Origin of the sequence: Listeria monocytogenes ATCC 19117 (genome assembly GCF_000307025.1) — a bacterium.
Lineage (GTDB): Bacteria > Bacillota > Bacilli > Lactobacillales > Listeriaceae > Listeria > Listeria monocytogenes_B.
The window spans coordinates 1,038,467-1,058,612 of sequence record NC_018584.1; the positions used below are offsets into that span (position 1 = coordinate 1,038,467).

The 20,146-nt window shown below is 36.9% G+C and carries 21 protein-coding genes; 14 read left to right on the top strand and 7 right to left on the bottom strand.

The window, feature by feature from the left end; all coding sequences use genetic code 11:
• The first annotated feature begins 88 nt into the window (after positions 1–88).
• Both LMOATCC19117_RS05150 and LMOATCC19117_RS05155 read left to right on the top strand, forming a co-directional pair.
• Positions 89–856 (top strand): TerC family protein, encoded by a 768-nt coding sequence (locus tag LMOATCC19117_RS05150; protein WP_003726449.1) that lies wholly within the window; start codon positions 89–91, stop codon positions 854–856.
• Between the two features lie 52 nt (positions 857–908).
• Positions 909–2,234 (top strand): TrkH family potassium uptake protein, encoded by a 1,326-nt coding sequence (locus tag LMOATCC19117_RS05155; protein ID WP_072219600.1) that lies wholly within the window; start codon positions 909–911, stop codon positions 2,232–2,234.
• Between the two features lie 79 nt (positions 2,235–2,313).
• On the opposite strand, the gene LMOATCC19117_RS05160 is transcribed toward LMOATCC19117_RS05155, so the two are convergent.
• Both LMOATCC19117_RS05160 and LMOATCC19117_RS05165 read right to left on the bottom strand, forming a co-directional pair.
• Positions 2,314–2,682, bottom strand: a complete 369-nt coding sequence (locus LMOATCC19117_RS05160; RefSeq protein ID WP_003722859.1) for a DUF4064 domain-containing protein — start codon at positions 2,680–2,682, stop codon at positions 2,314–2,316.
• 29 nt (positions 2,683–2,711) lie between these two features.
• Positions 2,712–3,743 carry an acyltransferase family protein gene (locus tag LMOATCC19117_RS05165; RefSeq protein ID WP_003726451.1) on the bottom strand — a complete coding sequence of 344 codons (1,032 nt, stop codon included), beginning with the start codon at positions 3,741–3,743 and terminating at the stop codon, positions 2,712–2,714.
• Between the two features lie 184 nt (positions 3,744–3,927).
• Between LMOATCC19117_RS05165 and LMOATCC19117_RS05170 the strand changes: the two genes are divergently transcribed.
• Positions 3,928–4,407, top strand: coding sequence for a methylated-DNA--[protein]-cysteine S-methyltransferase (locus tag LMOATCC19117_RS05170; RefSeq protein WP_003727049.1), 480 nt, complete (start codon positions 3,928–3,930; stop codon positions 4,405–4,407).
• Positions 4,408–4,422: 15 nt separating this feature from the next.
• On the opposite strand, the gene LMOATCC19117_RS05175 is transcribed toward LMOATCC19117_RS05170, so the two are convergent.
• Positions 4,423–6,591, bottom strand: coding sequence for an ATP-dependent Clp protease ATP-binding subunit (locus tag LMOATCC19117_RS05175; RefSeq protein WP_003741936.1), 2,169 nt, complete (start codon positions 6,589–6,591; stop codon positions 4,423–4,425).
• Positions 6,592–6,753: 162 nt separating this feature from the next.
• Positions 6,754–7,365: a CPBP family intramembrane glutamic endopeptidase gene (locus LMOATCC19117_RS05180; protein WP_003727047.1), complete on the bottom strand. Its 612-nt coding sequence runs from the start codon at positions 7,363–7,365 to the stop codon at positions 6,754–6,756.
• 145 nt (positions 7,366–7,510) lie between these two features.
• On the opposite strand from LMOATCC19117_RS05180, the gene LMOATCC19117_RS05185 reads away from it, so the two are divergent.
• On the top strand, positions 7,511–8,302 hold the full coding sequence (locus tag LMOATCC19117_RS05185; RefSeq protein ID WP_003727046.1) for a carotenoid biosynthesis protein: 792 nt from the start codon (positions 7,511–7,513) through the stop codon (positions 8,300–8,302).
• Here LMOATCC19117_RS05185 and LMOATCC19117_RS05190 read toward each other — a convergent pair whose 3' ends face one another.
• Together LMOATCC19117_RS05190 and LMOATCC19117_RS05195 are read right to left on the bottom strand one after the other, a co-directional pair.
• Positions 8,303–9,775, bottom strand: a complete 1,473-nt coding sequence (locus tag LMOATCC19117_RS05190; RefSeq protein ID WP_077907082.1) for a phytoene desaturase family protein — start codon at positions 9,773–9,775, stop codon at positions 8,303–8,305. It lies immediately after the preceding gene.
• 104 nt (positions 9,776–9,879) lie between these two features.
• Positions 9,880–10,164: a YkvS family protein gene (locus LMOATCC19117_RS05195; protein WP_003726549.1), complete on the bottom strand. Its 285-nt coding sequence runs from the start codon at positions 10,162–10,164 to the stop codon at positions 9,880–9,882.
• Positions 10,165–10,470: 306 nt separating this feature from the next.
• On the opposite strand from LMOATCC19117_RS05195, the gene LMOATCC19117_RS05200 reads away from it, so the two are divergent.
• The 4 genes from LMOATCC19117_RS05200 to LMOATCC19117_RS05215 all read left to right on the top strand — a co-directional run bounded on the left by LMOATCC19117_RS05200 (position 10,471) and on the right by LMOATCC19117_RS05215 (position 14,475).
• Complete coding sequence (locus LMOATCC19117_RS05200; RefSeq protein ID WP_003719221.1) at positions 10,471–10,737, top strand: phosphocarrier protein HPr; 267 nt, start codon at positions 10,471–10,473, stop codon at positions 10,735–10,737.
• On the top strand, positions 10,737–12,455 hold the full coding sequence (ptsP, locus tag LMOATCC19117_RS05205; RefSeq protein WP_003722867.1) for a phosphoenolpyruvate--protein phosphotransferase: 1,719 nt from the start codon (positions 10,737–10,739) through the stop codon (positions 12,453–12,455). The genes LMOATCC19117_RS05200 and ptsP overlap by 1 nt, the downstream gene beginning before the upstream one ends.
• 112 nt (positions 12,456–12,567) lie before the next feature.
• The gene (locus LMOATCC19117_RS05210; RefSeq protein WP_003734319.1) at positions 12,568–13,602 is read left to right on the top strand and encodes a YdcF family protein; all 1,035 of its coding nucleotides are present in this window, start codon (positions 12,568–12,570) and stop codon (positions 13,600–13,602) included.
• A 12-nt stretch (positions 13,603–13,614) separates the two neighbouring features.
• On the top strand, positions 13,615–14,475 hold the full coding sequence (locus LMOATCC19117_RS05215; protein ID WP_003726551.1) for an NAD(P)-dependent oxidoreductase: 861 nt from the start codon (positions 13,615–13,617) through the stop codon (positions 14,473–14,475).
• A 37-nt stretch (positions 14,476–14,512) separates the two neighbouring features.
• Here the strand turns inward: LMOATCC19117_RS05215 and LMOATCC19117_RS05220 are convergent, their stop codons facing one another.
• On the bottom strand, positions 14,513–15,658 hold the full coding sequence (locus LMOATCC19117_RS05220; RefSeq protein ID WP_003726552.1) for an aminotransferase class I/II-fold pyridoxal phosphate-dependent enzyme: 1,146 nt from the start codon (positions 15,656–15,658) through the stop codon (positions 14,513–14,515).
• A 219-nt stretch (positions 15,659–15,877) separates the two neighbouring features.
• Here LMOATCC19117_RS05220 and LMOATCC19117_RS05225 point away from each other — a divergent pair, with 219 nt between their 5' ends.
• From LMOATCC19117_RS05225 to LMOATCC19117_RS05250, 6 genes are all read left to right on the top strand, one after another.
• Positions 15,878–16,099, top strand: coding sequence for a hypothetical protein (locus LMOATCC19117_RS05225; protein ID WP_003734320.1), 222 nt, complete (start codon positions 15,878–15,880; stop codon positions 16,097–16,099).
• A 304-nt stretch (positions 16,100–16,403) separates the two neighbouring features.
• Positions 16,404–16,637, top strand: a complete 234-nt coding sequence (locus LMOATCC19117_RS05230) for a YkuJ family protein (RefSeq protein WP_003719227.1) — start codon at positions 16,404–16,406, stop codon at positions 16,635–16,637.
• 201 nt (positions 16,638–16,838) lie between these two features.
• Positions 16,839–17,291 carry a cyclic-di-AMP-binding protein CbpB gene (cbpB, locus tag LMOATCC19117_RS05235; RefSeq protein ID WP_003726554.1) on the top strand — a complete coding sequence of 151 codons (453 nt, stop codon included), beginning with the start codon at positions 16,839–16,841 and terminating at the stop codon, positions 17,289–17,291.
• Entirely contained in the window at positions 17,288–18,166 is an 879-nt protein-coding gene (locus LMOATCC19117_RS05240; protein WP_003727043.1) for a LysR family transcriptional regulator, read from the top strand. Before cbpB ends, LMOATCC19117_RS05240 begins: the two co-directional genes overlap by 4 nt.
• A 47-nt stretch (positions 18,167–18,213) precedes the next feature.
• On the top strand, positions 18,214–18,924 hold the full coding sequence (gene dapD / locus LMOATCC19117_RS05245) for a 2,3,4,5-tetrahydropyridine-2,6-dicarboxylate N-acetyltransferase (protein WP_003727042.1): 711 nt from the start codon (positions 18,214–18,216) through the stop codon (positions 18,922–18,924).
• A 63-nt stretch (positions 18,925–18,987) separates the two neighbouring features.
• Positions 18,988–20,103, top strand: coding sequence for an N-acetyldiaminopimelate deacetylase (locus tag LMOATCC19117_RS05250; protein ID WP_003726428.1), 1,116 nt, complete (start codon positions 18,988–18,990; stop codon positions 20,101–20,103).
• Positions 20,104–20,146 lie beyond the last annotated feature (43 nt).

Consider the following 20,146-nt stretch of genomic DNA (forward strand, 5'->3'; position numbering starts at 1 on the left):
GAAGTGCATATTTGTACTTCTGGTTTTACGTACAACCAGATGCTGAAAACACAATTTTATGATAGAGTAGAAGGATGGTGAATGAGGAATGGATGTTTCTATTTGGGGCGAATATGCGTTAGTTTTCCTTGTTTTAGTAGTACTTGAAGGAATTCTTTCCGCAGATAATGCCGTAGTTATGGCAGTAATTGTTAAAGGTTTACCGCACGATAAACAACGAAAAGCCTTGTTTTATGGGTTAGTAGGTGCCTTTGTTTTTCGTTTTATTGCACTATTTTTAATTTCATTTTTAGTAAAAATTTGGGAAATACAAGCTATCGGCGCGGTTTATTTATTGTACTTAGCAATTAAGCACATGTGGCGCCTTAAAAAAGGTAAACAAGAAGAAGTCAAAGAAGCATCAGAAGCCAAATCAACTTCCTTTTGGGGTGTAGTAGCTCGTGTGGAATTGACAGATATTGCTTTTGCACTGGATTCCATGTTAGCTGCAGCAGCATTAGTAGTTACTTTGCCAGATTTAGGGAATTTTGATATTGGGGGAATGAACGGTGGGCAATTTATCGTGATGTTCCTTGGTGGTATCGCAGGACTTGTCGTAATTCGTTTTGCAGCCACACAAGTGGTTAAATTATTAGAGCGTTACCCTACACTTGAAACAGCAGCGTTTTTAATTGTTGGTTGGGTTGGTGTGAAAATGGCGGTTCTAACGCTAGCACATCCTTCTGTAGCAATTATTCCAGAAGATTTTCCGGATTCAGCGGTTTGGAAGCTGACATTCTGGTCGGTTATGATAATAATAGGTTTGGGTGGTTATATCATTGCGAGAAAAAAAGAGAAGAAAACCAAAAGAGTTTGAATATGATCAGGAAGTAAAATTGCGCAGAAGATTAAAACTGGTGTTAGCACGTATGACGCCCGTTCAAGTAATTATCGCGTATTATTTTATTGCGGTTACGATTTCTACCATCGTCTTAAGCTTACCGTTCACTCTACAAAAAGGGGTCAAGGTGTCGTTTATTGATACTCTATTTACAGCAGCGAGTTCGGTTAGTGTTACCGGGCTTGCAACAGTAGACGTTAGCCAGACTTATAGTACTGCTGGAATTTGGGTCTTAATGGCGATTTTCCAAATTGGTGGACTTGGTGTTATGATGATTAGTACGTTTTTCTATTTGATTTTAAAAAGACGGATTGGCTTAAAACAACGTCAATTAATTATGACGGATACTAACCAATTTACAATGAGCGGGATGGTCCGGATGCTTCGTGAGATTCTAGTGCTTATTTTCGGTATTGAGTTAATTGGAGCCTTGATTTTAGGGATTTACTTTATTCCGCTGTATCCGAATTTTTGGGACGCGATGTTCCAAGGATTATATAATTCTGTTTCACTCGTAACCAATGCGGGGGTTGATATCACCGGTAAATCGCTAATGCCCTTTGCCTATGATTATTTCGTTCAATTTATTTCGATTTTGTTGATTATTGCAGGTGCGATAGGTTTTCCTGTATTGCTTGAAACACGTAGATTTTTATTTGAAAAAAATACGTTAATTCCGTTTCGCTTTTCCCTTTTCGTGAAAGTAACGACGCTAACTTATTTTGTGCTTTTAATTGTGGGTGGTTTACTTATTTGGCTGTTTGAATATCATCATTTCTTTAGTGGGAAAAGTTGGGATTTCGGGTTCTTTAATTCGATGTTCTTATCTGCAACTTCACGAAGCGCAGGCTTACAAACGATTGATAGTGGGGCGTTGTCAATCTCTACGTTGTTGCTCGTTTCCTTCTTAATGTTTATTGGAGCATCGCCAAGTTCTGTTGGTGGTGGGATTCGAACGACAACTTTTGCAATTACGATTTTATTCATTTATTCGGTTATTCGCGGTCGAAAGCATGTGTACATTTTTGGTCGGGAATTGCATCAAGAAGACGTGCGGAAGTCACTCGCGGTCACGTTAGTAGCAGGGTTTTTGAGTATATCGGCCATAGTCGTTTTAATGCAAACAGAGACCGCCTCGTTAATTGCCGTCATTTTTGAAGTCTTTTCGGCGTTTGGTACTACAGGGCTTTCTGTAGGTTTGACACCAGATTTATCTACGCCGGGTAAAATTATTATTATTGCATTAATGTTTATTGGGCGCGTTGGTATTATGTACTCAATGCTGAGTTTAAGAAATAAAAATCAACCTAAAAATGCGATTCGTTTACCAAAAGAGAAAATTATTACAGGTTAATATAAAAGCCATTCTGATTGCAGAATGGCTTTTTTGTCCATGAAAAAACCTCTTGATCAAAGTGACCAAGAGGTGATTTTTAATATTTTGATTTTGGAACGGGGCGTCTGAAAATACCCATTAAACCAGTTAAAGTGATTAAGATTCCGGAGATAATCCAAGCAGTTCCGATAACGAAGAAGAGCACGATACCGATAATTACTAAGATAACACCCCAACCACGTGGAGCTGATTTGATTAGAAGGGAAGCAATTAATGCAACTACAGATGCGATTAATGTAATCCACCCTAGATTTGCTAACTCGTTACCTAATTCACCAGGTAAATAAGTAAATGTTTGTATATAATCTGTGACTGAATCTCCATAATTAATAATCCAAAAGCCAACTAGAATCCCAATGATAGAGCCAATTAATCCGATAATAATTTCTGGTTTTCTTGAACCCATAATACAACCTCCTTTTTCTATCTATACGTTTAATAACTTTCCCGTTTTGTTAAGCGGCTAAACACATCTCGCAGCATAGATACCCTAAGTTCGATTACCGGTTGAACGAATATTTTTACCAATCGACTTGATAATAATACCGTTAAAACAAAAGTAACGACGAATAGAAGTAAAAATGTTGATGGGCTATATTGAAAGTCAGTTTGACTACCTTCACGAAAAAACTTAATAAAGAAGCCATGCAACAAATAAACATATAACGTATTTTTACCCCATTTAGTGAAAAATAACCTCTTTCTAGGAATAAAACTGAAAAAAGCCGCAATCGAACCAAAACTAATCAAGTAGACAAGTGCGCGAATGAATAGACCTAACGACTTTACTTCCACAAAGTTTGCATAAGGCTTAGAACCTAAAAACCATTTATCATTTAAGTTAGGGTGAAATGTAATAAATGATAGAAGTAAAACAATGAAAATGCCCCCGAGAATCATGACAAAATGCGTTTTAAGGTAATAAAAATGTTCTTTCTTTAAAAAATAGCCAACTAAGAAAAACGGGAAAAAAACAAGTGTCCGAGATAAACTCAAATACCCCCCAATAATATCAAAATAGCCAGCAACCAATCCAACGAAGAGAGCAATGCAAATCGACTTCCAAGGCTTTATTTTTGCAAAAATAAATAACATTATATTCCAGAAAAACAAACTTAGTAAAAACCAAAGTGACCATTCAGGATCAAGGAATTGGATAGAAAGATTGTCTTTACTTAAAAGAAAATAATAAAAAATACTATATATTAGCTGAAAAAACACATAAGGTAAAATGAGCTTTTTCATCGTCTTTTTTAAATAACCGGGCTTACCAAAACTTTTAGCGAAAAATCCGGATATTAGCACGAAAGCAGGCATGTGAAACGTGTAGATATAAATATAAAGCACACGGACACCCGCATAATCCGCGATAAATGTTTGGAGAAAATGTCCGAAAACAACTAGAAAAATTAGAATAAACTTGGCATTGTCGAAATAACTTTCCCGCTTTAAGGCGGTTTGTTCCATAAAAAACAGTCCTTTCTATTCTATGTTGACAAACTATTGTTTATTTTACCCTGAATTCTGTAACGCTTATCCAACAGTTAAGTAACAAAAAGTATCAAATATTAACAGGGCATGACAGCTAGTTGCGAATGGAAGAGGGACGTGCTATCTTTAGAATAATAACTTAATGGAGAGGAGCGACAGAATGCTAAAACAACAAAAAACATCGCCAGTGGGTGATTTATTTATAACTATTGATGAAAAGTGGATTAGGAATATTTCGTATGATGAGCCAAAAAATTGGGAACTTCTAGAAGGAACTATAATAGAAAAAGAACTTTTTCAAGCATTAACTATCCAACTAGATGACTATTTTGAAGGCAAGAGAGAGCATTTTGATTTGCCGGTGCTCCTTAAAGGAACCGATTTTCAACAAAAGGTTTGGCAAGCATTGAGTGAAATTCCGTATGGGGTTGTTGTGAGTTATAAAGACATTGCGATTTCAGCAGGTAGCCCTAAAGCTGTGCAAGCAGTAGGACAAGCGAATCGCGCTAACCCAATTCCGATTATTATCCCATGTCACAGATGCGTGAAAAGTAATGGAGAACTTGGGGGCTATAACGGGGCGGATGTAGATAAGAAACAATATTTACTTGCATTAGAAAAAGGCTTGAGTTTAAGTTAACTCAAGCCTTTTTTATTACACTGTTACTTGTTCTGTTATAGTAATTTCTTTATTTTCGTTAAGGGTTGCAACAAGATGTTTTGCTTCTGGTTGTTCAATTAGACTGTCGGCAATCGCATCTTCTAGGTGTTCTTGGATAGTCCGGCGTAGTGGACGTGCTCCGAATTTAGGGTCATAACCAAGGTCAATCAAATGTTCTTTTACTTCTTTAGAAACATCGATTGTCACATCTTCTTGAGCGAGCATTTCATTTAAATCAACGAGCATTAAGTCGATGATTTGTACTAAATCGTCTTTTTCTAGGGATTTAAATTCAATGACGCTGTCTAGACGGTTTAAGAATTCTGGTTTGAAGTATGCGCCTAATTTTGCTAAGATGTCAGAACCTTTTTCAAGTTTTGCTTCGGTTGTTGTATTAAAGCCGACAGAAGCTTCTGTGTCAGTTGCGCCAGCGTTACTTGTCATAATGATGACTGTATCTTTAAAGCTCACTGTACGTCCTTGTGAATCAGTTAGTCGACCGTCTTCTAAAATTTGCAGGAACATATGTTGAACGTCTGGATGTGCTTTTTCGATTTCGTCTAACAAAATGATGCTATACGGATTGCGACGAACTTTTTCTGTTAATTGTCCAGCTTCTTCGTGACCAACATAGCCAGGAGGGGAACCGATTAATTTAGAGACGCTGTGTTTTTCCATGAATTCACTCATGTCTAAACGAATCATCGCTTCACTAGTACCAAACAATTCACGAGCTAGCGTGCGTCCAAGTTCTGTTTTTCCGACACCAGTTGGTCCAACAAATAGGAAGGAACCAATTGGGCGATTTTTTGATTTGAGGCCAACACGGCTACGACGAATTGCTTTAGCTACTTTTCTTACAGCATCTTCTTGACCAATGACTTTTCCAGTTAAGTTACTTTCTAAGTTCTTCATTTTAGATTGCTCGTCTTCTTGTAAGCGTCCTACTGGAATACCTGTTTTTTCTTCAATAATTGCTTGGATGTCGGATGCTTGGATGACTGGACGCTCTGAGAAGGAGTTATTTGTTTTATTTTCTTCTAAGCGAGTAATTTCATCACGAACTTTGGCTGCCTTTTCGTAGTCTTCCATTTGAAGAGCTTGATTTTTTTCATCTTCTAAACGGGCAACACGTTCGCTCACCGTATTTTCGTCCAGTTTTTCAATGGATAGATTATATTTCGAGCCAACTTCATCCATTAAATCAATTGCTTTATCTGGCAAATGACGATCTTGGATATAACGAGCGCTTAATTCAACTGCTGCTGTTAGTGCTTCTGGTGAATAAACTACTTCATGGAAATCTTCATATTTTGGTTTTAAACCATTTAAAATAGTTAGCGTTTCTTTTGTGGATGGTTCGCTTACAGTTACTGGTTGGAAACGGCGCTCAAGTGCGGCATCTTTTTCGATTGTGCGGTATTCTTTTAGTGTAGTAGCACCAATCATTTGTAAATCGCCACGAGCTAGAGCTGGTTTTAGAATGTTTCCTGCATCCATCGAGCCTTCTGCGGAACCTGCCCCAACAATCGTATGCACTTCATCAATAAAGAGAATCGTGTTTTTACGTTCTTGTAGTTCTTTAATCAGTTGTTTCATGCGTTCTTCAAATTGACCGCGTATCCCTGTTCCAGAAACAAGTGAAGCGACATCTAATAAGATAACTTCTTTGTTCATTAATTTGCTTGGAACTTCTCCTGCGACAATCGCATTTGCAAGTCCTTCGACGACAGCTGTTTTACCAACACCTGGTTCACCAATTAAGACTGGATTATTTTTATTACGGCGGTTTAATATTTCAATGACGCGTTTAATTTCTTTGTCACGACCGATGACAGGGTCGAGTTGCTCATTTTTCGCCATATCTGTTAAGTTTGTTCCAAATTCATCTAGTAAACCATTGCCGCCACCAGCAGTTTGTGTTTGTACTTGTGCTTGGCTTCTTTGTTCACGGTTTGCTTGACTAGCAGCACCACTCAATTGACGGAAAATATCGTCAAACGGGGAACCGCTTGCTCCTGGGAACTCATTCGCCCCAAAGTTTGCTTGATTTCTAACTTCTGCATAACAAGAGGCACAAAGCGGCATTTCTACACGCTTGCCATTAATATTCATATATAGTTGGATTGTTGCTGGATTTTGATTACATTTTTCACAGTTCATATATAATTTCCTCCTTTTAAAAATGAGAAATGAAAGGTCTTGACTTTGACTATCTTTGACCTTATGACTTTATTATATACTGACCTATTTTGACTTTCAAGTATTTTGCTTATTTTTTTTATAAAAAAAACACCCCTAAAAAGGAGCGTTTTTGTGCTATTTTTAATAAATTGGTAAGGCTGCGAGTAACAAAAACGCAAAGGTTAGATGCGATAAATATAGCATGAGTAGGCTTGGGCGATAGGAGTACATGATATTCCATACGAGCGAAGCGACAAAGATACCGATAATCGCTGCAAAGTTGCCACTTGGGAACATCATTACCATACATAGTAACGCTGCAAAAACATTCGAAAACCAAGGATTGAAATAATGGTTTAATCGTTTTAATACGAAGCCGCGCCAGAAAATTTCTTCTCCAGGGATAATGGCCACGATAAGCAGTAGCCAAATTATCAAAGAATGCGTCGAATACTTATTAAAAGCAGCTTCTACAGAATTTTCTAGACCGCCTGGCATTACTTTAATAATAAAAGCGCCTATGTAAAAAATAATATAAAGGACAATTCCGGAAAAAATACCTGGCAAAATGCCTTTAACGAACGAAAACTCTTTTTTTAAATCATCATTAAAAATCACAAAACTAAGTAAAAATAACATCCCAGCTCCATATAAATACCAAAAAACACGTGGGAACTGATATGTTAGTATAACGAGTAGGGCGCATAAAACAAGGCCCAGTACAAGTTTATAATCGATCTTGATGCTTTTCAAAATACTTTACACCTCTTCTTAACAAATACTTCTCATACTACTTTAAAACAAATGAAATCGTTTGGCAACAATTAAACAAAAGATAAGATAAAAGTTGTGGAATTTAATAAATCCTATATAATGAAAAAATAGGAGTGGTTCATAGATGTTAGAAAAAAACTACAAATTTTTACTTTGGATTTATATATTCTGGTTTTTAGGTAGCGTTTTGTTAGTATCCTTACACATTATTCCACCAGAGCTAACTGCAGTTCAATCACTATTTTTAGTATTTACTGGTGTTTTTGCGGCTGTTTTCTTTATTATGCAATATGGTAAATGGCTTGGTTCTGCTATTACGCTACTTATTTTTGTTGTAAGTACATGTATTGAATGGATGCAACTAAGTTATACAGATGAATATATTGGTTCAACGTTAGGTGGAAGTGTTTACGGAATTCCTATTACAATGGGCTTTATTTGGGTCGGAATGGTTGCCGGGACGCATATTATCGCTCGGGAAATTACATTGAAAATTAATATTGACTGGATTCGTGGAGGTATTTATTCGTTTATCGCAGCAACGATGGTAATGATTTTTGAGGTTTTAATCGAACCAATTACAATGCAATCAAAACAACTTTACATTACGCAAAACGGCTTCACGATTTTGCAGTTATCTGACTTTATTAATTGGTGGCTTTTAGGACTTATTTTACATTTAATGATTTACTTTATTTTGAGTTTAACGGATAGTTGGGAGCGTCTTAAATATCCAGATTTAAAATCAGAAATTGTCATCGTTTATTGGATTATTATTGCCTTTTTCGTATTTTTGTCCTTTTACCTTGATTTATGGACATCTATTGCGATTATTATCGTTTCTAATATTATTTTCACTGCTTGTTATTTTTTCAGTTTGGAAAAAGAAGCGCAGCCTAAAAAGAAATCCGAATGATTACTCGGATTTCTTTTCTTTTTGTAAAAATTTCTGGGTTGCGATTTGCGCATTTTCAATAATAAATGGAAGCGAGCTACCCGACATCGCGCCTGCACCAATTACAAATAAGTTTTTGAATGTAGGCGATTTTTTGGAGGGATGTAAGTAACCGTGCTGGCGCCATAAATGCTGTAAACCAAAGATCGCGCCGTGTTTAACATGATATTTCTTTTCCCAGTCTATCGGTGTAATGATATATTCTTCTTCAATTTGCGATTCTAAATCTGGTAAATCTAACCGTTCTTTGATAGTTTCTAGCACTAATTGACGAAAAGCAGGTGTTTCTTTTTTCCAATCAATATTACTCGTATTGTTAGGCACAGGAACCATAATTCGAATACTAGAATGATTAATTGGCGCCATTGTATTATCAGTTGCAGAAGGATTAGTCAAATGTATAGCGATATCCTTAGAGAGGATTTTTTTATGCATTGTATTATGCGCAAATTCTCGATAATTTTCAGGGAAAATAATTGATTGATGCGAAAAAGGTAACACTGTTTTTAAACCAAGATAAAGGATAAAGGCAGAAGAGGAGTATTCTTTATTGTCCAATTTATCTGGATGCTCATTTGTTAAAGAATAAATGAAATCTAAATTGGTGAAATAATAATCTGCTTCAATTGTTTTTCCATTGGCAAGAACAGCGCCAGTTATTTCTTTACCATTCGATTCAAATGCTGTCACTTCGGAATTGAAGAAAAACTTCCCTTTATTTTCTGTAACTACTTGTTGCATCGCTTCGACAATTTTATTTTGCCCACCAATTGGATGAAAGGTTCCATAATAATATTCGGAAAAAGGAATAATACTATAAGCAACTGGAATATCCCATGGTGACATGCCTAAATACCGCATCTGTAAGGAAAAAGCGATGCGAAGGTACTTACTATTAAAATATCTTGCTAAATCATCCATCAACGATCGTCCAAGTGTCAAACTAGGTATAGCACGCAAAGTTGTAGGGCGGAAAAAATCAAATAAAGAACTATAATTAAATTGATTGAGCGGCGAAATATATAGCATTTTTTTCGTGTTTTCTTTCATAAAGCGTTCAAAACCAGCTTCTTCGCCAGGAAAGTAAGTTTGGATAACCGCTTTTGTTTCAGATTGATCGCTATAAAGCGGGAAGGTGATATCTTTAAAATAAAGCGTATGAATTGGATTGATTGGTAAAAGCGAAACATAATCCAAAATATTACGATTACAATCCATAAAAAGAGAAGTCAAAACATGCGTCATGGTGAGTGCAGAAGGTCCGACATCAAATGAGTATTTACCCATTCTGTGTAACGCCGTTCTTCCACCAATTCGATCATTTTTTTCATAGATGTTTACTTGATAACCTAGTTGACTTAATAGCATACCGGCCGCCAACCCACCAGGTCCAGCTCCTATAATGGCAATTTTCTTTTTACTTTCCAATTTCAAACGCTCCTTTACCCCGTTTATATACATATAAAAAACGCAAAAATATAGAGCATTATCACTCGGAAATGCTTTATTTTTGCGCGCTTAAAAACTATTCTGTTTTTTTATTCTTCTGTTTCTTCTACATTTTCAACTTCATCATCTTCTTCTACAGAATGAATAATTTGGTAATTCTTGTGGTTAACCACTGTTTTTTCTTCAATACCTAAATCTTTAAAATTTTCCATATAAGTTAAGTCGACTATAACGGAATTCTCATTGAGTTTTTCAACGATTCCTGTAAGGCCATCCTTAAATTCAATAATGTCTCCAACATGTGCTTTTGCCATTGTTATCACTCCTTCAATTTTCGGTGTTGCGTCTATCTTGCTGAAAAAGAATGTATGCATTTTTGAACCTTCCTTAAATTTTGCACTAAAAACCTATTAAAATCAACTATAAGCCATTAAAAAGTGCTATTTAATTCAAAACAGAAACAATTTAGAGATAAATTTAAAAAAACGTTCTATTTTTTCTATTTAAAAAGAGCGAAATAAGGTGCTCTGCAAAAAAACATTCTAAAAAATTTTTAATCAAATAGTTGTAACAATAGGTAAAACATGGTACTCTTTTTAATTGAGGGATAGTCTTTTTGGCTGAAGTTTTTTCGGCTTAAAAGGTTACAACAAATTTCTTTACAAAGGAGAATGTAAATTATGGAACAAGCAAGTTTTGTAGTAATCGATGAAACAGGAATTCACGCACGCCCGGCAACTCTATTGGTGCAGGCTGCAAGTAAATACAGCTCTGACGTTCAAATTGAATACACTGGCAAAAAAGTAAACCTTAAATCAATCATGGGCGTTATGTCTCTTGGTATTGGTAAAGGCGCTGACATTACTATCTACACTGAAGGTAGCGATGAAAAAGAAGCAATTGAAGGACTAACTGAAGTTCTTAAGAAAGAAGGATTGGCTGAATAATGGCTAAAGAGTTGAAAGGTATCGCAGCATCTGATGGGATTGCCATTGCGAAAGCTTATCTGCTCGTTGAACCTGATCTTTCCTATGAAAAAACAGAAGTTACGGATGTTGAGAGTGAAGTAAAGCGTTTTGAAAGCGCGTTAGAAGTTTCTAGAACAGAACTTTCAATGATTCGTGAGAAAGCTGCTAAAGACTTAGGCGAAGATAAGGCACAAATTTTTGACGCGCATCTTCTAGTGTTAAATGATCCTGAATTAACAGGACCAATTGAAGAAAGTATCAAAAATTCTAAAACGAATGCAGAAACAGCTTTACAAGAAACGACAGACATGTTTATTGGTATGTTTGAATCTATGGACAACGAATACATGCGTGAACGTGCAGCGGATATTAAAGATGTACGTAAACGTGTTCTTTCTCACTTACTAGGTGTAACTATTCCTAATCCAGCTTTAATTGATGAGGAAGTAGTTGTTGTTGCAGCTGATTTAACGCCTTCCGATACCGCACAACTTAACCGTAACTTTGTTAAAGGTTTCGTAACGGATATTGGTGGACGTACTTCTCACTCCGCTATTATGGCACGTTCTCTTGAAATTCCAGCAGTAGTTGGAACAAAAGAAGTTACTGCTAGCGTAGCGAAAAACGATATTGTTATTATTGATGGTTTGGAAGGTAATGTTATCATCCACCCAACAGAAGAACAAATCGCTCACTATGAAAAAATTAAATCTGATTTTGCTTTACAACAAGCAGAATGGGATAAACTTAAAAATGAAAAAACCGTTTCTAAAGACGGCGTTCACGTGGAGCTTGCAGCAAACATCGGAACTCCGAATGATTTAGAAGGTGTTATTTCTAACGGTGGGGAAGCAGTTGGACTTTATCGTACAGAATTCTTGTACATGGGTCGCGACAATTTCCCAACAGAAGAAGAGCAATTCGAAGCTTATAAAGCAGTAGTTTCCGGAATGGACGGAAAATCTGTGGTTGTTCGTACATTAGATATCGGTGGCGATAAAACGTTACCATACCTAGAACTTCCTGAAGAAATGAACCCATTCTTAGGATTCCGTGCAATCCGTCTTTGTTTTGCGAATGAAGAATTATTCCGTACACAACTTCGCGCCTTACTTCGCGCAAGTGTATATGGTAACTTAAAAATTATGTTCCCGATGATTGCAACAGTAAATGAATTCCGTCAAGCGCGTGATATTTTACTAGATGAGAAAGCAAAACTAAAAGCTGCTGGAACAGAAGTATCTGATTCCATCGAACTTGGAATTATGATTGAAATTCCTGCTGCTGCAGTTCTTGCTGATCAATTTGCGAAAGAAGTTGATTTCTTCTCTATCGGAACAAATGACTTAATTCAGTATACAATGGCCGCAGACCGTATGAATGAACGCGTTTCTTACCTTTACCAACCATACAATCCATCCATTTTACGTTTAGTCAAAATGGTTATCGATGCTTCTCATAAAGAGGGCAAATGGACTGGTATGTGTGGAGAAATGGCTGGAGATCAAACGGCTGTACCACTTCTTTTAGGCCTAGGCTTAGATGAATTTTCAATGAGTGCTTCAAGCATTCTTAAATCTCGTTCGTTAATCAAACGTTTAGATCAATCTGAAATGGTGAAATTAGCGGAAGAAGCTTTAAATAAATCTACAGCAGAAGAAGTTGTAGAATTAGTTGAAAAATATACTGCAGAATAATATCTGAATAAAGACCTAGACAATTTTGTTGTCTAGGTCTTTTTATGTTGTGAAATAGCCTCCGCCCAAGTATAATTGGAAATACAGTTAGTTTTAAAAGGGGGCAACAAGATTGGTTATCTATCTATTAGCAGGTTTTTTTCTGCTTCTGTTCATTGTCTTGTCGTTTATAGATAGACGACGTATTAGCAATGGGATTATTTTGACAATGGCACTATTTTTTTCTGTGCTTTCGGTGGTTTATGCTACTTTTTCAAAAGGGAATGAACTACTCGTCTCGGTTATGGGGACGGTGTTACTTTTATTAGTTTTACTTATTCCATTTTTTGTTGTAGGGATAGCAACGATGCTCATTGTAAATGGACGATTAATGTTGAAACGTGAAGGGCGTAAATTAGCCAATATGCTTCCTTTAATTATTGGTTTAGGCATTTTAGCACTTATTATTACATGGTTCGGTAGTATTTTAAAAACAGGTAGTCCGATTCTTGGGATTGTGGTAGTTTTTATTGTGGCATTAGTTGGTTATTTTTCCTTTTTATTTTTATCGTTTCTTTTATCGACTTTTCTCTATCAATTTAATTTCCCAAGATATAATCAAGATTTTCTGATTGTACTAGGAAGTGGTCTGATAGGCGGTGATAGAGTGCCTCCATTGCTTGCTAGTCGGTTGAATCGCGCTATTAAGTTCTACGACAAGCAATACGCCAAAAAAGGCAAACGAGCTACTTTTATCGTATCTGGTGGACAAGGTGCTAATGAAACTATTTCAGAAGCAGAAGCGATGCGAGGTTATTTATTAGAAAAAGGCATTGATGAAAATTTTATTATTATGGAAGATCAATCCGTTAATACACTGCAAAATATGAAATTTTCAAAGGCAAAAATGGATGCAATTATGTCAAACTATAATAGTTTATTTTCAACGAATAATTTTCATTTATTTAGAGCAGGTATTTATGCAAGAAAAGCGGGCTTGAAGAGTCAAGGGATTGGTGCAAAAACAGCTTTATACTATATGCCTAATGCGTTAATTCGAGAATTTATTGCTATTACTGTAATGTATAAAAAAGTACATATGGTCTTACTTGGTTTATTACTATTGTTTTTTGCGTTTTTAGCGATTATAGGTGTTACTTTTAGATAGGAGGTTAGCCTGATGGAGAAAATTGGATTTGTTGGTACAGGCGTAATGGGTTCGAGTATGGCAGGGCATTTACTGGAGGCTGGTTATGAAGTATTGGTGTATACTCGCACAAAAACAAAAGCAGAAGATTTACTTGAAAAAGGAGCACTATGGATAAAAACACCAGGAGAATTGGCTAATAAAGTGGATATATTAATTTCAATGGTTGGTTATCCAAAAGATGTGGAAGAGCTTTACTTAGGCGAAAATGGCTTTTTAGAAAATTTAGCGGTTGGCACAGTAGCAATCGATATGACAACTTCCTCACCGGCATTAGCTAAAAAAATGGCTGAATTTGGCCGTGAAAAAGGAATCGGTGTACTCGATGCTCCTGTTTCAGGTGGCGACATAGGCGCGAAAAATGGCACGCTCGCAATTATGGTAGGAGGATCTGAAGACGTATTTTTAAAAGTGAAACCAATTTTTGACATTCTTGGTAGCAGTGTGATTCTGCAAGGTGATGCAGGTGCTGGACAACATACCAAAATGGTGAATCAAATTGCAATTGCTTCCAACATGATTGGTGTGACTGAAGCGATCATTTATGCGGAGGCGGCTGGACTTAATCCATCAAGTGTTCTCGATTCAATTTCAGGTGGTGCAGCAGGCAGTTGGTCGCTTGCAAACTTGATTCCACGTGTACTTAAGGATGATTTTTCTCCGGGTTTCTTTATTAAGCATTTTATAAAAGATATGGGAATCGCAATCTCAGAAGCAAAACAAATGGGCTTAGAACTTCCTGGGCTAACTTTAGCTGAAAAAATGTATCAAACGCTAGCTGAACAAGGTTTGAGTGAAGAAGGGACGCAAGCGCTCATTAAATATTATCGTTAAAAAAACATCCACTTAATTTAAGTTAGTGGATGTTTTTTTATTTTGCTATAAACTGAGCCATTCGATCTAATGCTTCAGCAAGATTATTAAAGGAAGTAGCATAAGAAAGACGGAAGTAACGATCGCCTTTTTCGGAAAAAGCATTTCCAGGAACAACTGCAACCTTGGCTTCTTCAGCAAGTTTTACAGCCCAATCGAAAGCATTTTCGGTTATTTCATCGGGAAGTTTGACGAAGAAGTAAAATGCACCATCTGGCGGGATGACAGTAAAGCCCATTTTTTCTAGTCGATCTTGAGTGAAATTAGCGCGTGTTTTGTATTCAGTTCGCATTTGAAAAGCATCGTCTTTGCCGTTAGTAAGAGCTTCTAGTGCTGCTTTTTGGGAAATGGAACTTGCGCAAGTAACCGAATATTGATGGATTTTCAACATTTCTTGTGTAAGGGCTTCTGGTGCAAGTAAAAAGCCAATTCGCCAACCAATCATTGCGTGAGATTTTGATAAACCGTTGATAACGATTGTCTGCTCTCTTAGTAAAGGCGCAATGCTCACGTGCTCCTCGTGATAAGTTAATTCACTGTAAATCTCATCAGCAATGACAAAAATACCTGTTTCATTTAGTACTTCTGCTAATGCGAAAAGTTCTTTTTTAGAGAGTGTAACACCGGTCGGATTGGATGGATAAGGAATGATAAGTGCTTTAGTTTTTGGTGTGATATGTGCTCGTAATTGTTCAGGTGTTAATTTGAAATTAGTTTCGGTCGTATCAACTTTAACCGGGTGCGCTCTATTTAACGTAATTAGAGGCTCGTAACCTGGATAAATAGGGTCTGGTAAGATAACTTCATCCCCAGGCTCCAAAATCGTTTGCAAGGCAACGGAGATAGCCTCTGTAGCGCCGACCGTAACGATAATTTCTTTATTATTATAGGACAAGTCATATTTTTCATGAAAATAAGTGGAAGCTGCTTCGAGTAATTCTGGCATCCCGGCATTGGGTGTATAGTTGGTGAAATTTTCTTCTATTGCTGAAATGGCCGCTTGTTTGACATGCTCAGGCGTTGGAAAGTCAGGTTCGCCAAGTGTTAAACGGATCATATCAGGAATACCCGTCACTCGTGTATTAAAAGTTCTGATACCACTTACTTGAATATCGCGTAATTCTGGTCGAATAGATTTTGTCATTTTCGTCACCTTTCTTTATAAGAAAATCCCGTGAAAATCAGGTGGGAGTAAGCTTCGTGATTTCATTCCATTATAGCTTAAAAAGGAAGAAAAGCAAAATGTCTGAAAATATACCTAAAAAACCTTGCACTTTTATGTAGAATACTATAAGATAGTTTTAATAATGATAATCATTTTCAGTTAGAAATGATTACTTCAATGCGGAAGGGGCCACCGGATATGACTAAACCAGGGAAATACGAAGCTCTCTTTTTTCCAACAAAAGATGGCTTGCTAAAAATACATGCTTATGGCTTTAATCCCTGTGGTTCATGGGGCGAAGTATTTGCAACAATTGGTGATCAAACAATATGCGTTAAAGGTTTCAATCGCCACAAAACCATCGTACGAGCGACAAAAATGATTATCAGTGCTACTGCTAATCAGAAAAATGAATTTTAATTATCAAAGACTGTAGGAAGGTTAATCCCTTTTTATAGTCTTTTTTTTGGATAAAATAACGGCAAAGTAGAACAAATCATGTCTTTTAGGTTAATTTAAAATAATTTCTTTTTCTGAATATTTCCAGAACCCTTGCGTTATACGTGCGGTTTGCGATAAAATTTGGTAGTATAGTGAAAGAAATAAGATATGGCGAAAAAACCAGATATGAGGAAATATGTAAAAAAGCATTGCCACGCGCGTATAATAGCAAGGTATGCCAATTTTTGCACGTCAGATGGTGGATTTGAGAGGAGAGTGTAAGATGTCTCAGTTATTGGGAATTATTCAACGTTTACATGCAATGCAAGAAGATGAGTCTGCTGAAACACAAGCAAGACGTTTTGAAAAAAATGGTACGCCCGTGTGCGAAGTAAAGTTTTTTCAAGCTTCTAACTCATTTGAAGTAGAAATCTACGGCGACAATAGTAAATATCAATTCGATGATATTGATATGACTGCTATCGAAATTTTTGAAACGCTACAAGAAAACGAATAACATGGTAAAGATCGGATAAGCCGGTGGTTTACTTAGGGGGCTGTGAATTTATATTCACAGCTTTTTTTGTTTTCAAGCACTAAATGAAAGAAATTAGACCAAATAGTATGGTAGAATAGGAGATGGAAAAGTTTCGATTTATTTTAAAAAGTTGAAAGAAACTTCGTAGAGCTTGAAAATAAAGGAAGAGGAAGATTCTAAATGATCTCAAATAGATTTGGACAATTTATTGATAATGAACTAGCTGATTCGATGATTTCCGCTGAAAAGGTTGCTCATGTACAGCTTGGTAATAATTTAGAACATGCATTACTTGTTTTAACTAAATGTGGTTATTCAGTTATTCCTGTACTAGACTTTGAATTTAAACTCCATGGATTAATAAGTGCAGCAATGATTACGGATGCCATTCTTGGACTCGAACGTATCGAATTTGAACGATTAGAAGACTTAAAAGTAGAGGATGTCATGCAAACGGATTTCCCAGTAATCAAAGATTTTAACAATAACGAACGAATTGTGCACTTACTTGTGGATCATCCTTTTGTATGTGTTGTAGATGCTGACCACCATTTTGAAGGGATAGTAACAAGACGTGTTGTTTTAAAACAAGTCAATCGTTATATTCATTTGCAGGTGGAGGAAAATAGATGATTGTAACAGAATATGAATTACTTGTTTGTTTAGCAGAAGAGCTTAATATGCGTAAAAGTGCGGAAAAACTATTTTTAAGTCAACCGGCCTTATCGCAACGCTTACAAACGATTGAAAGTAGATGGAATACCAAAATTTTTATTCGTACACAAAAAGGCTTACTGCTTACACCAGAAGGAGAAGCTATTGTTCGTCATGCGTCTAGTGTCATTGAACGAGAGCACACTATTCAAGAAAAACTCGAAGCGATGGAAGGCGTTGTCCGCGGAACATTACGAATTGCTTGTGCAAGCGTAGTGGCGCAAATGTGGCTTCCTCGGGTTCTGAAAGCATTTTCAAGAACATACCCTAATGTGCAAATTTCACTTGTAACTGGCTGGAGCAGTGAAGTTACGCAACAACTCGCTGCTGGAAATGTCCATATCGGCATTGTCCGTGGAAGCTCCACATGGAAAAGTGTTCAAAAACCGTTATTTAATGACAAATTAATTTTAGTAGACACAGAAATTACCAAAATTGAAGAAGTTTTCCAAACTAATCGACCATTTATTCAATTTCGCAGTGATTCGAATTATTACCAAGTTATTCAAGACTACTGGCAACGAAATTTCGGAAAAATGCCACGCCAAGCAATGCTTATGGATCAGATGGAAACCTCTAGACAAATGGCCTTAAATGGTATTGGTTTTGCAATTTTACCGGAAGTGACGATGATAGGCTACACAGATAAAATCAACAAAATTCCTTTAACAGAAAAAGATGGCTCGATTTTAAGCCGGGAAACCAACTTGCTGACCTATGAACAGTCACTCAGTTTACCACAAGTGAAGGCGTTTTTAGAAATAACAGATAAATTCCTTGAACAAGTTAAATAGCTATGGCAAAATAGAAAACAGAACGTATCGGAAGGGGACAAAAATTCATGGAACAAATGGATGCACATCAAATTATTTCTTTTATTCAAAATAGCAAGAAAGCAACACCTGTAAAAGTTTACCTTAAAGGGGACTTAGAAAAAATTGATTTCCCTAGTGATGTTAAAACTTTCATTACTGGAAATGCGGGAACTATTTTTGGAGAATGGGCAGTTGTTGAGCCATTTTTAGAAGCAAATAAAGCGAATATTGAAGATTATGTTATCGAAAATGATCGTCGTAACTCGGCTATTCCTTTGTTAGATATGAAAAATATTAACGCACGTATTGAGCCAGGCGCAGTTATTCGCGACCAAGTAACTATTGGTGATAATGCTGTAATTATGATGGGAGCAAGCATTAATATTGGTTCTGTTATCGGTGACGGTACTATGATTGATATGAATGTTGTTCTAGGCGGGCGCGCAACGGTTGGTAAAAATTGCCATATCGGTGCAGGTTCTGTGCTTGCTGGCGTAGTGGAACCACCATCCGCACAACCAGTTGTCGTAGAAGATAATGTTGTTGTAGGCGCCAATGTGGTTGTTTTAGAAGGTGTACGTATTGGAGAAGGCGCAGTCGTAGCAGCTGGCGCAATCGTTACAAAAGACGTAGCTCCTGGAACAGTTGTGGCTGGGATTCCTGCACGTGAACTTAAAAAATTAGACGCAAAAACAGCTTCTAAAACAGAAATCATGCAAGAACTTCGTCAACTTTAAAAATTAAAGGGAACTGTTTCGTCTGTTGGCGAAGCAGTCCTTTTTTAGAAGGAGAGAATCGCTGTGTTAAATGAATTTATTGCCATTCGACGAGAGTTACACCAAATTCCTGAAACAGGTTATAAAGAGCTTAAAACCCAAGCCTATTTATTAGACTATATTAGCAAATTACCGAGTGAACATTTAGAAGTGAAAAAATGGCGTACGGGGATTTTGGTTTTAGTAAAAGGAACTAATCCAGAAAAAACAATTGGTTATCGTACCGATATTGATGCGTTGCCAATTACAGAAGAAACTGGGCTGCCTTTTGCATCAAAACATCCTGGCAATATGCATGCTTGTGGGCACGATTTACATATGAGTATCGCGCTTGGTGTATTGACGCATTTTGCGAGTAAACCAGCCAAAGATAATTTGCTTTTCGTTTTCCAGCCTGCCGAAGAAGGTCCAGGTGGTGCAAAACCCATCATGGAAAGCGCTGAATTTGCCGAGTGGCGACCGGATAGCATTTATGGGCTTCATATCGCACCAGAATACAAAGTCGGAGAAATTGCAATTAAGCCAGGTTTACTTTTTGCGAATACATCGGAACTTTTTATTTCGTTTAAAGGAAAAGGTGGACACGCGGCGTATCCTCATTTGGCGAATGATATGGTTGTCGCAGCAAGTGCGTTTGTTGGGCAAATGCAAACGATTATAAGTCGGAATATTGATCCAATGGATAGTGCAGTTATTACGATTGGCCGAATTCATGGCGGAGAAATTCAAAATGTCATTGCGGAAACTGCTTATTTAGATGGAACCATTCGAACGCTTTCCCCTGAAACAATGGAGATTGTTTGGACTCGTTTGAAACAGCTAGCGAAAGGCTGGGAAGAAGCTTACCAATGCGAAGTTGAATTTCATCCTGGCTCGGATTATTATCAAGTGGACAATGATCCAGTTGAAACAGAAGCATTCATCCACTTTTTGGAAGAACAATATCCAGAAAGTTATGTGCCAGCTCGTTCGGCGATGACTGGAGAAGATTTTGGTTACTTTTTATCCGAAATTAAAGGGTTTATGTTTTGGTTAGGCGTGGATTCCGAGTACAGTTTGCATCATGCGAAACTTAGTCCAAAAGAAGAAGCTATTCCATTTGCAATTGATGTATTAATCCACTTTTTGGAAAGTAAATAAAAAGACGTCAATTCGTTCTCAAAAGGAGCGAATTGGCGTCTTT

Coding starts and splice junctions, on each gene's coding strand:
- cbpB (WP_003726554.1), top strand. CDS start 16,839: ATGATCTCAAATAGATTTGGACAATTTATTGATAATGAACTAGCTGAT.
- LMOATCC19117_RS05160 (WP_003722859.1), bottom strand. CDS start 2,682: ATGGGTTCAAGAAAACCAGAAATTATTATCGGATTAATTGGCTCTATC.
- LMOATCC19117_RS05155 (WP_072219600.1), top strand. CDS start 909: ATGACGCCCGTTCAAGTAATTATCGCGTATTATTTTATTGCGGTTACG.
- LMOATCC19117_RS05175 (WP_003741936.1), bottom strand. CDS start 6,591: ATGAACTGTGAAAAATGTAATCAAAATCCAGCAACAATCCAACTATAT.
- LMOATCC19117_RS05240 (WP_003727043.1), top strand. CDS start 17,288: ATGATTGTAACAGAATATGAATTACTTGTTTGTTTAGCAGAAGAGCTT.
- LMOATCC19117_RS05215 (WP_003726551.1), top strand. CDS start 13,615: ATGGAGAAAATTGGATTTGTTGGTACAGGCGTAATGGGTTCGAGTATG.
- LMOATCC19117_RS05200 (WP_003719221.1), top strand. CDS start 10,471: ATGGAACAAGCAAGTTTTGTAGTAATCGATGAAACAGGAATTCACGCA.
- ptsP (WP_003722867.1), top strand. CDS start 10,737: ATGGCTAAAGAGTTGAAAGGTATCGCAGCATCTGATGGGATTGCCATT.
- LMOATCC19117_RS05185 (WP_003727046.1), top strand. CDS start 7,511: ATGTTAGAAAAAAACTACAAATTTTTACTTTGGATTTATATATTCTGG.
- LMOATCC19117_RS05195 (WP_003726549.1), bottom strand. CDS start 10,164: ATGCATACATTCTTTTTCAGCAAGATAGACGCAACACCGAAAATTGAA.
- LMOATCC19117_RS05165 (WP_003726451.1), bottom strand. CDS start 3,743: ATGGAACAAACCGCCTTAAAGCGGGAAAGTTATTTCGACAATGCCAAG.
- LMOATCC19117_RS05230 (WP_003719227.1), top strand. CDS start 16,404: ATGTCTCAGTTATTGGGAATTATTCAACGTTTACATGCAATGCAAGAA.
- LMOATCC19117_RS05225 (WP_003734320.1), top strand. CDS start 15,878: ATGACTAAACCAGGGAAATACGAAGCTCTCTTTTTTCCAACAAAAGAT.
- LMOATCC19117_RS05220 (WP_003726552.1), bottom strand. CDS start 15,658: ATGACAAAATCTATTCGACCAGAATTACGCGATATTCAAGTAAGTGGT.
- LMOATCC19117_RS05170 (WP_003727049.1), top strand. CDS start 3,928: ATGCTAAAACAACAAAAAACATCGCCAGTGGGTGATTTATTTATAACT.
- LMOATCC19117_RS05150 (WP_003726449.1), top strand. CDS start 89: ATGGATGTTTCTATTTGGGGCGAATATGCGTTAGTTTTCCTTGTTTTA.
- dapD (WP_003727042.1), top strand. CDS start 18,214: ATGGAACAAATGGATGCACATCAAATTATTTCTTTTATTCAAAATAGC.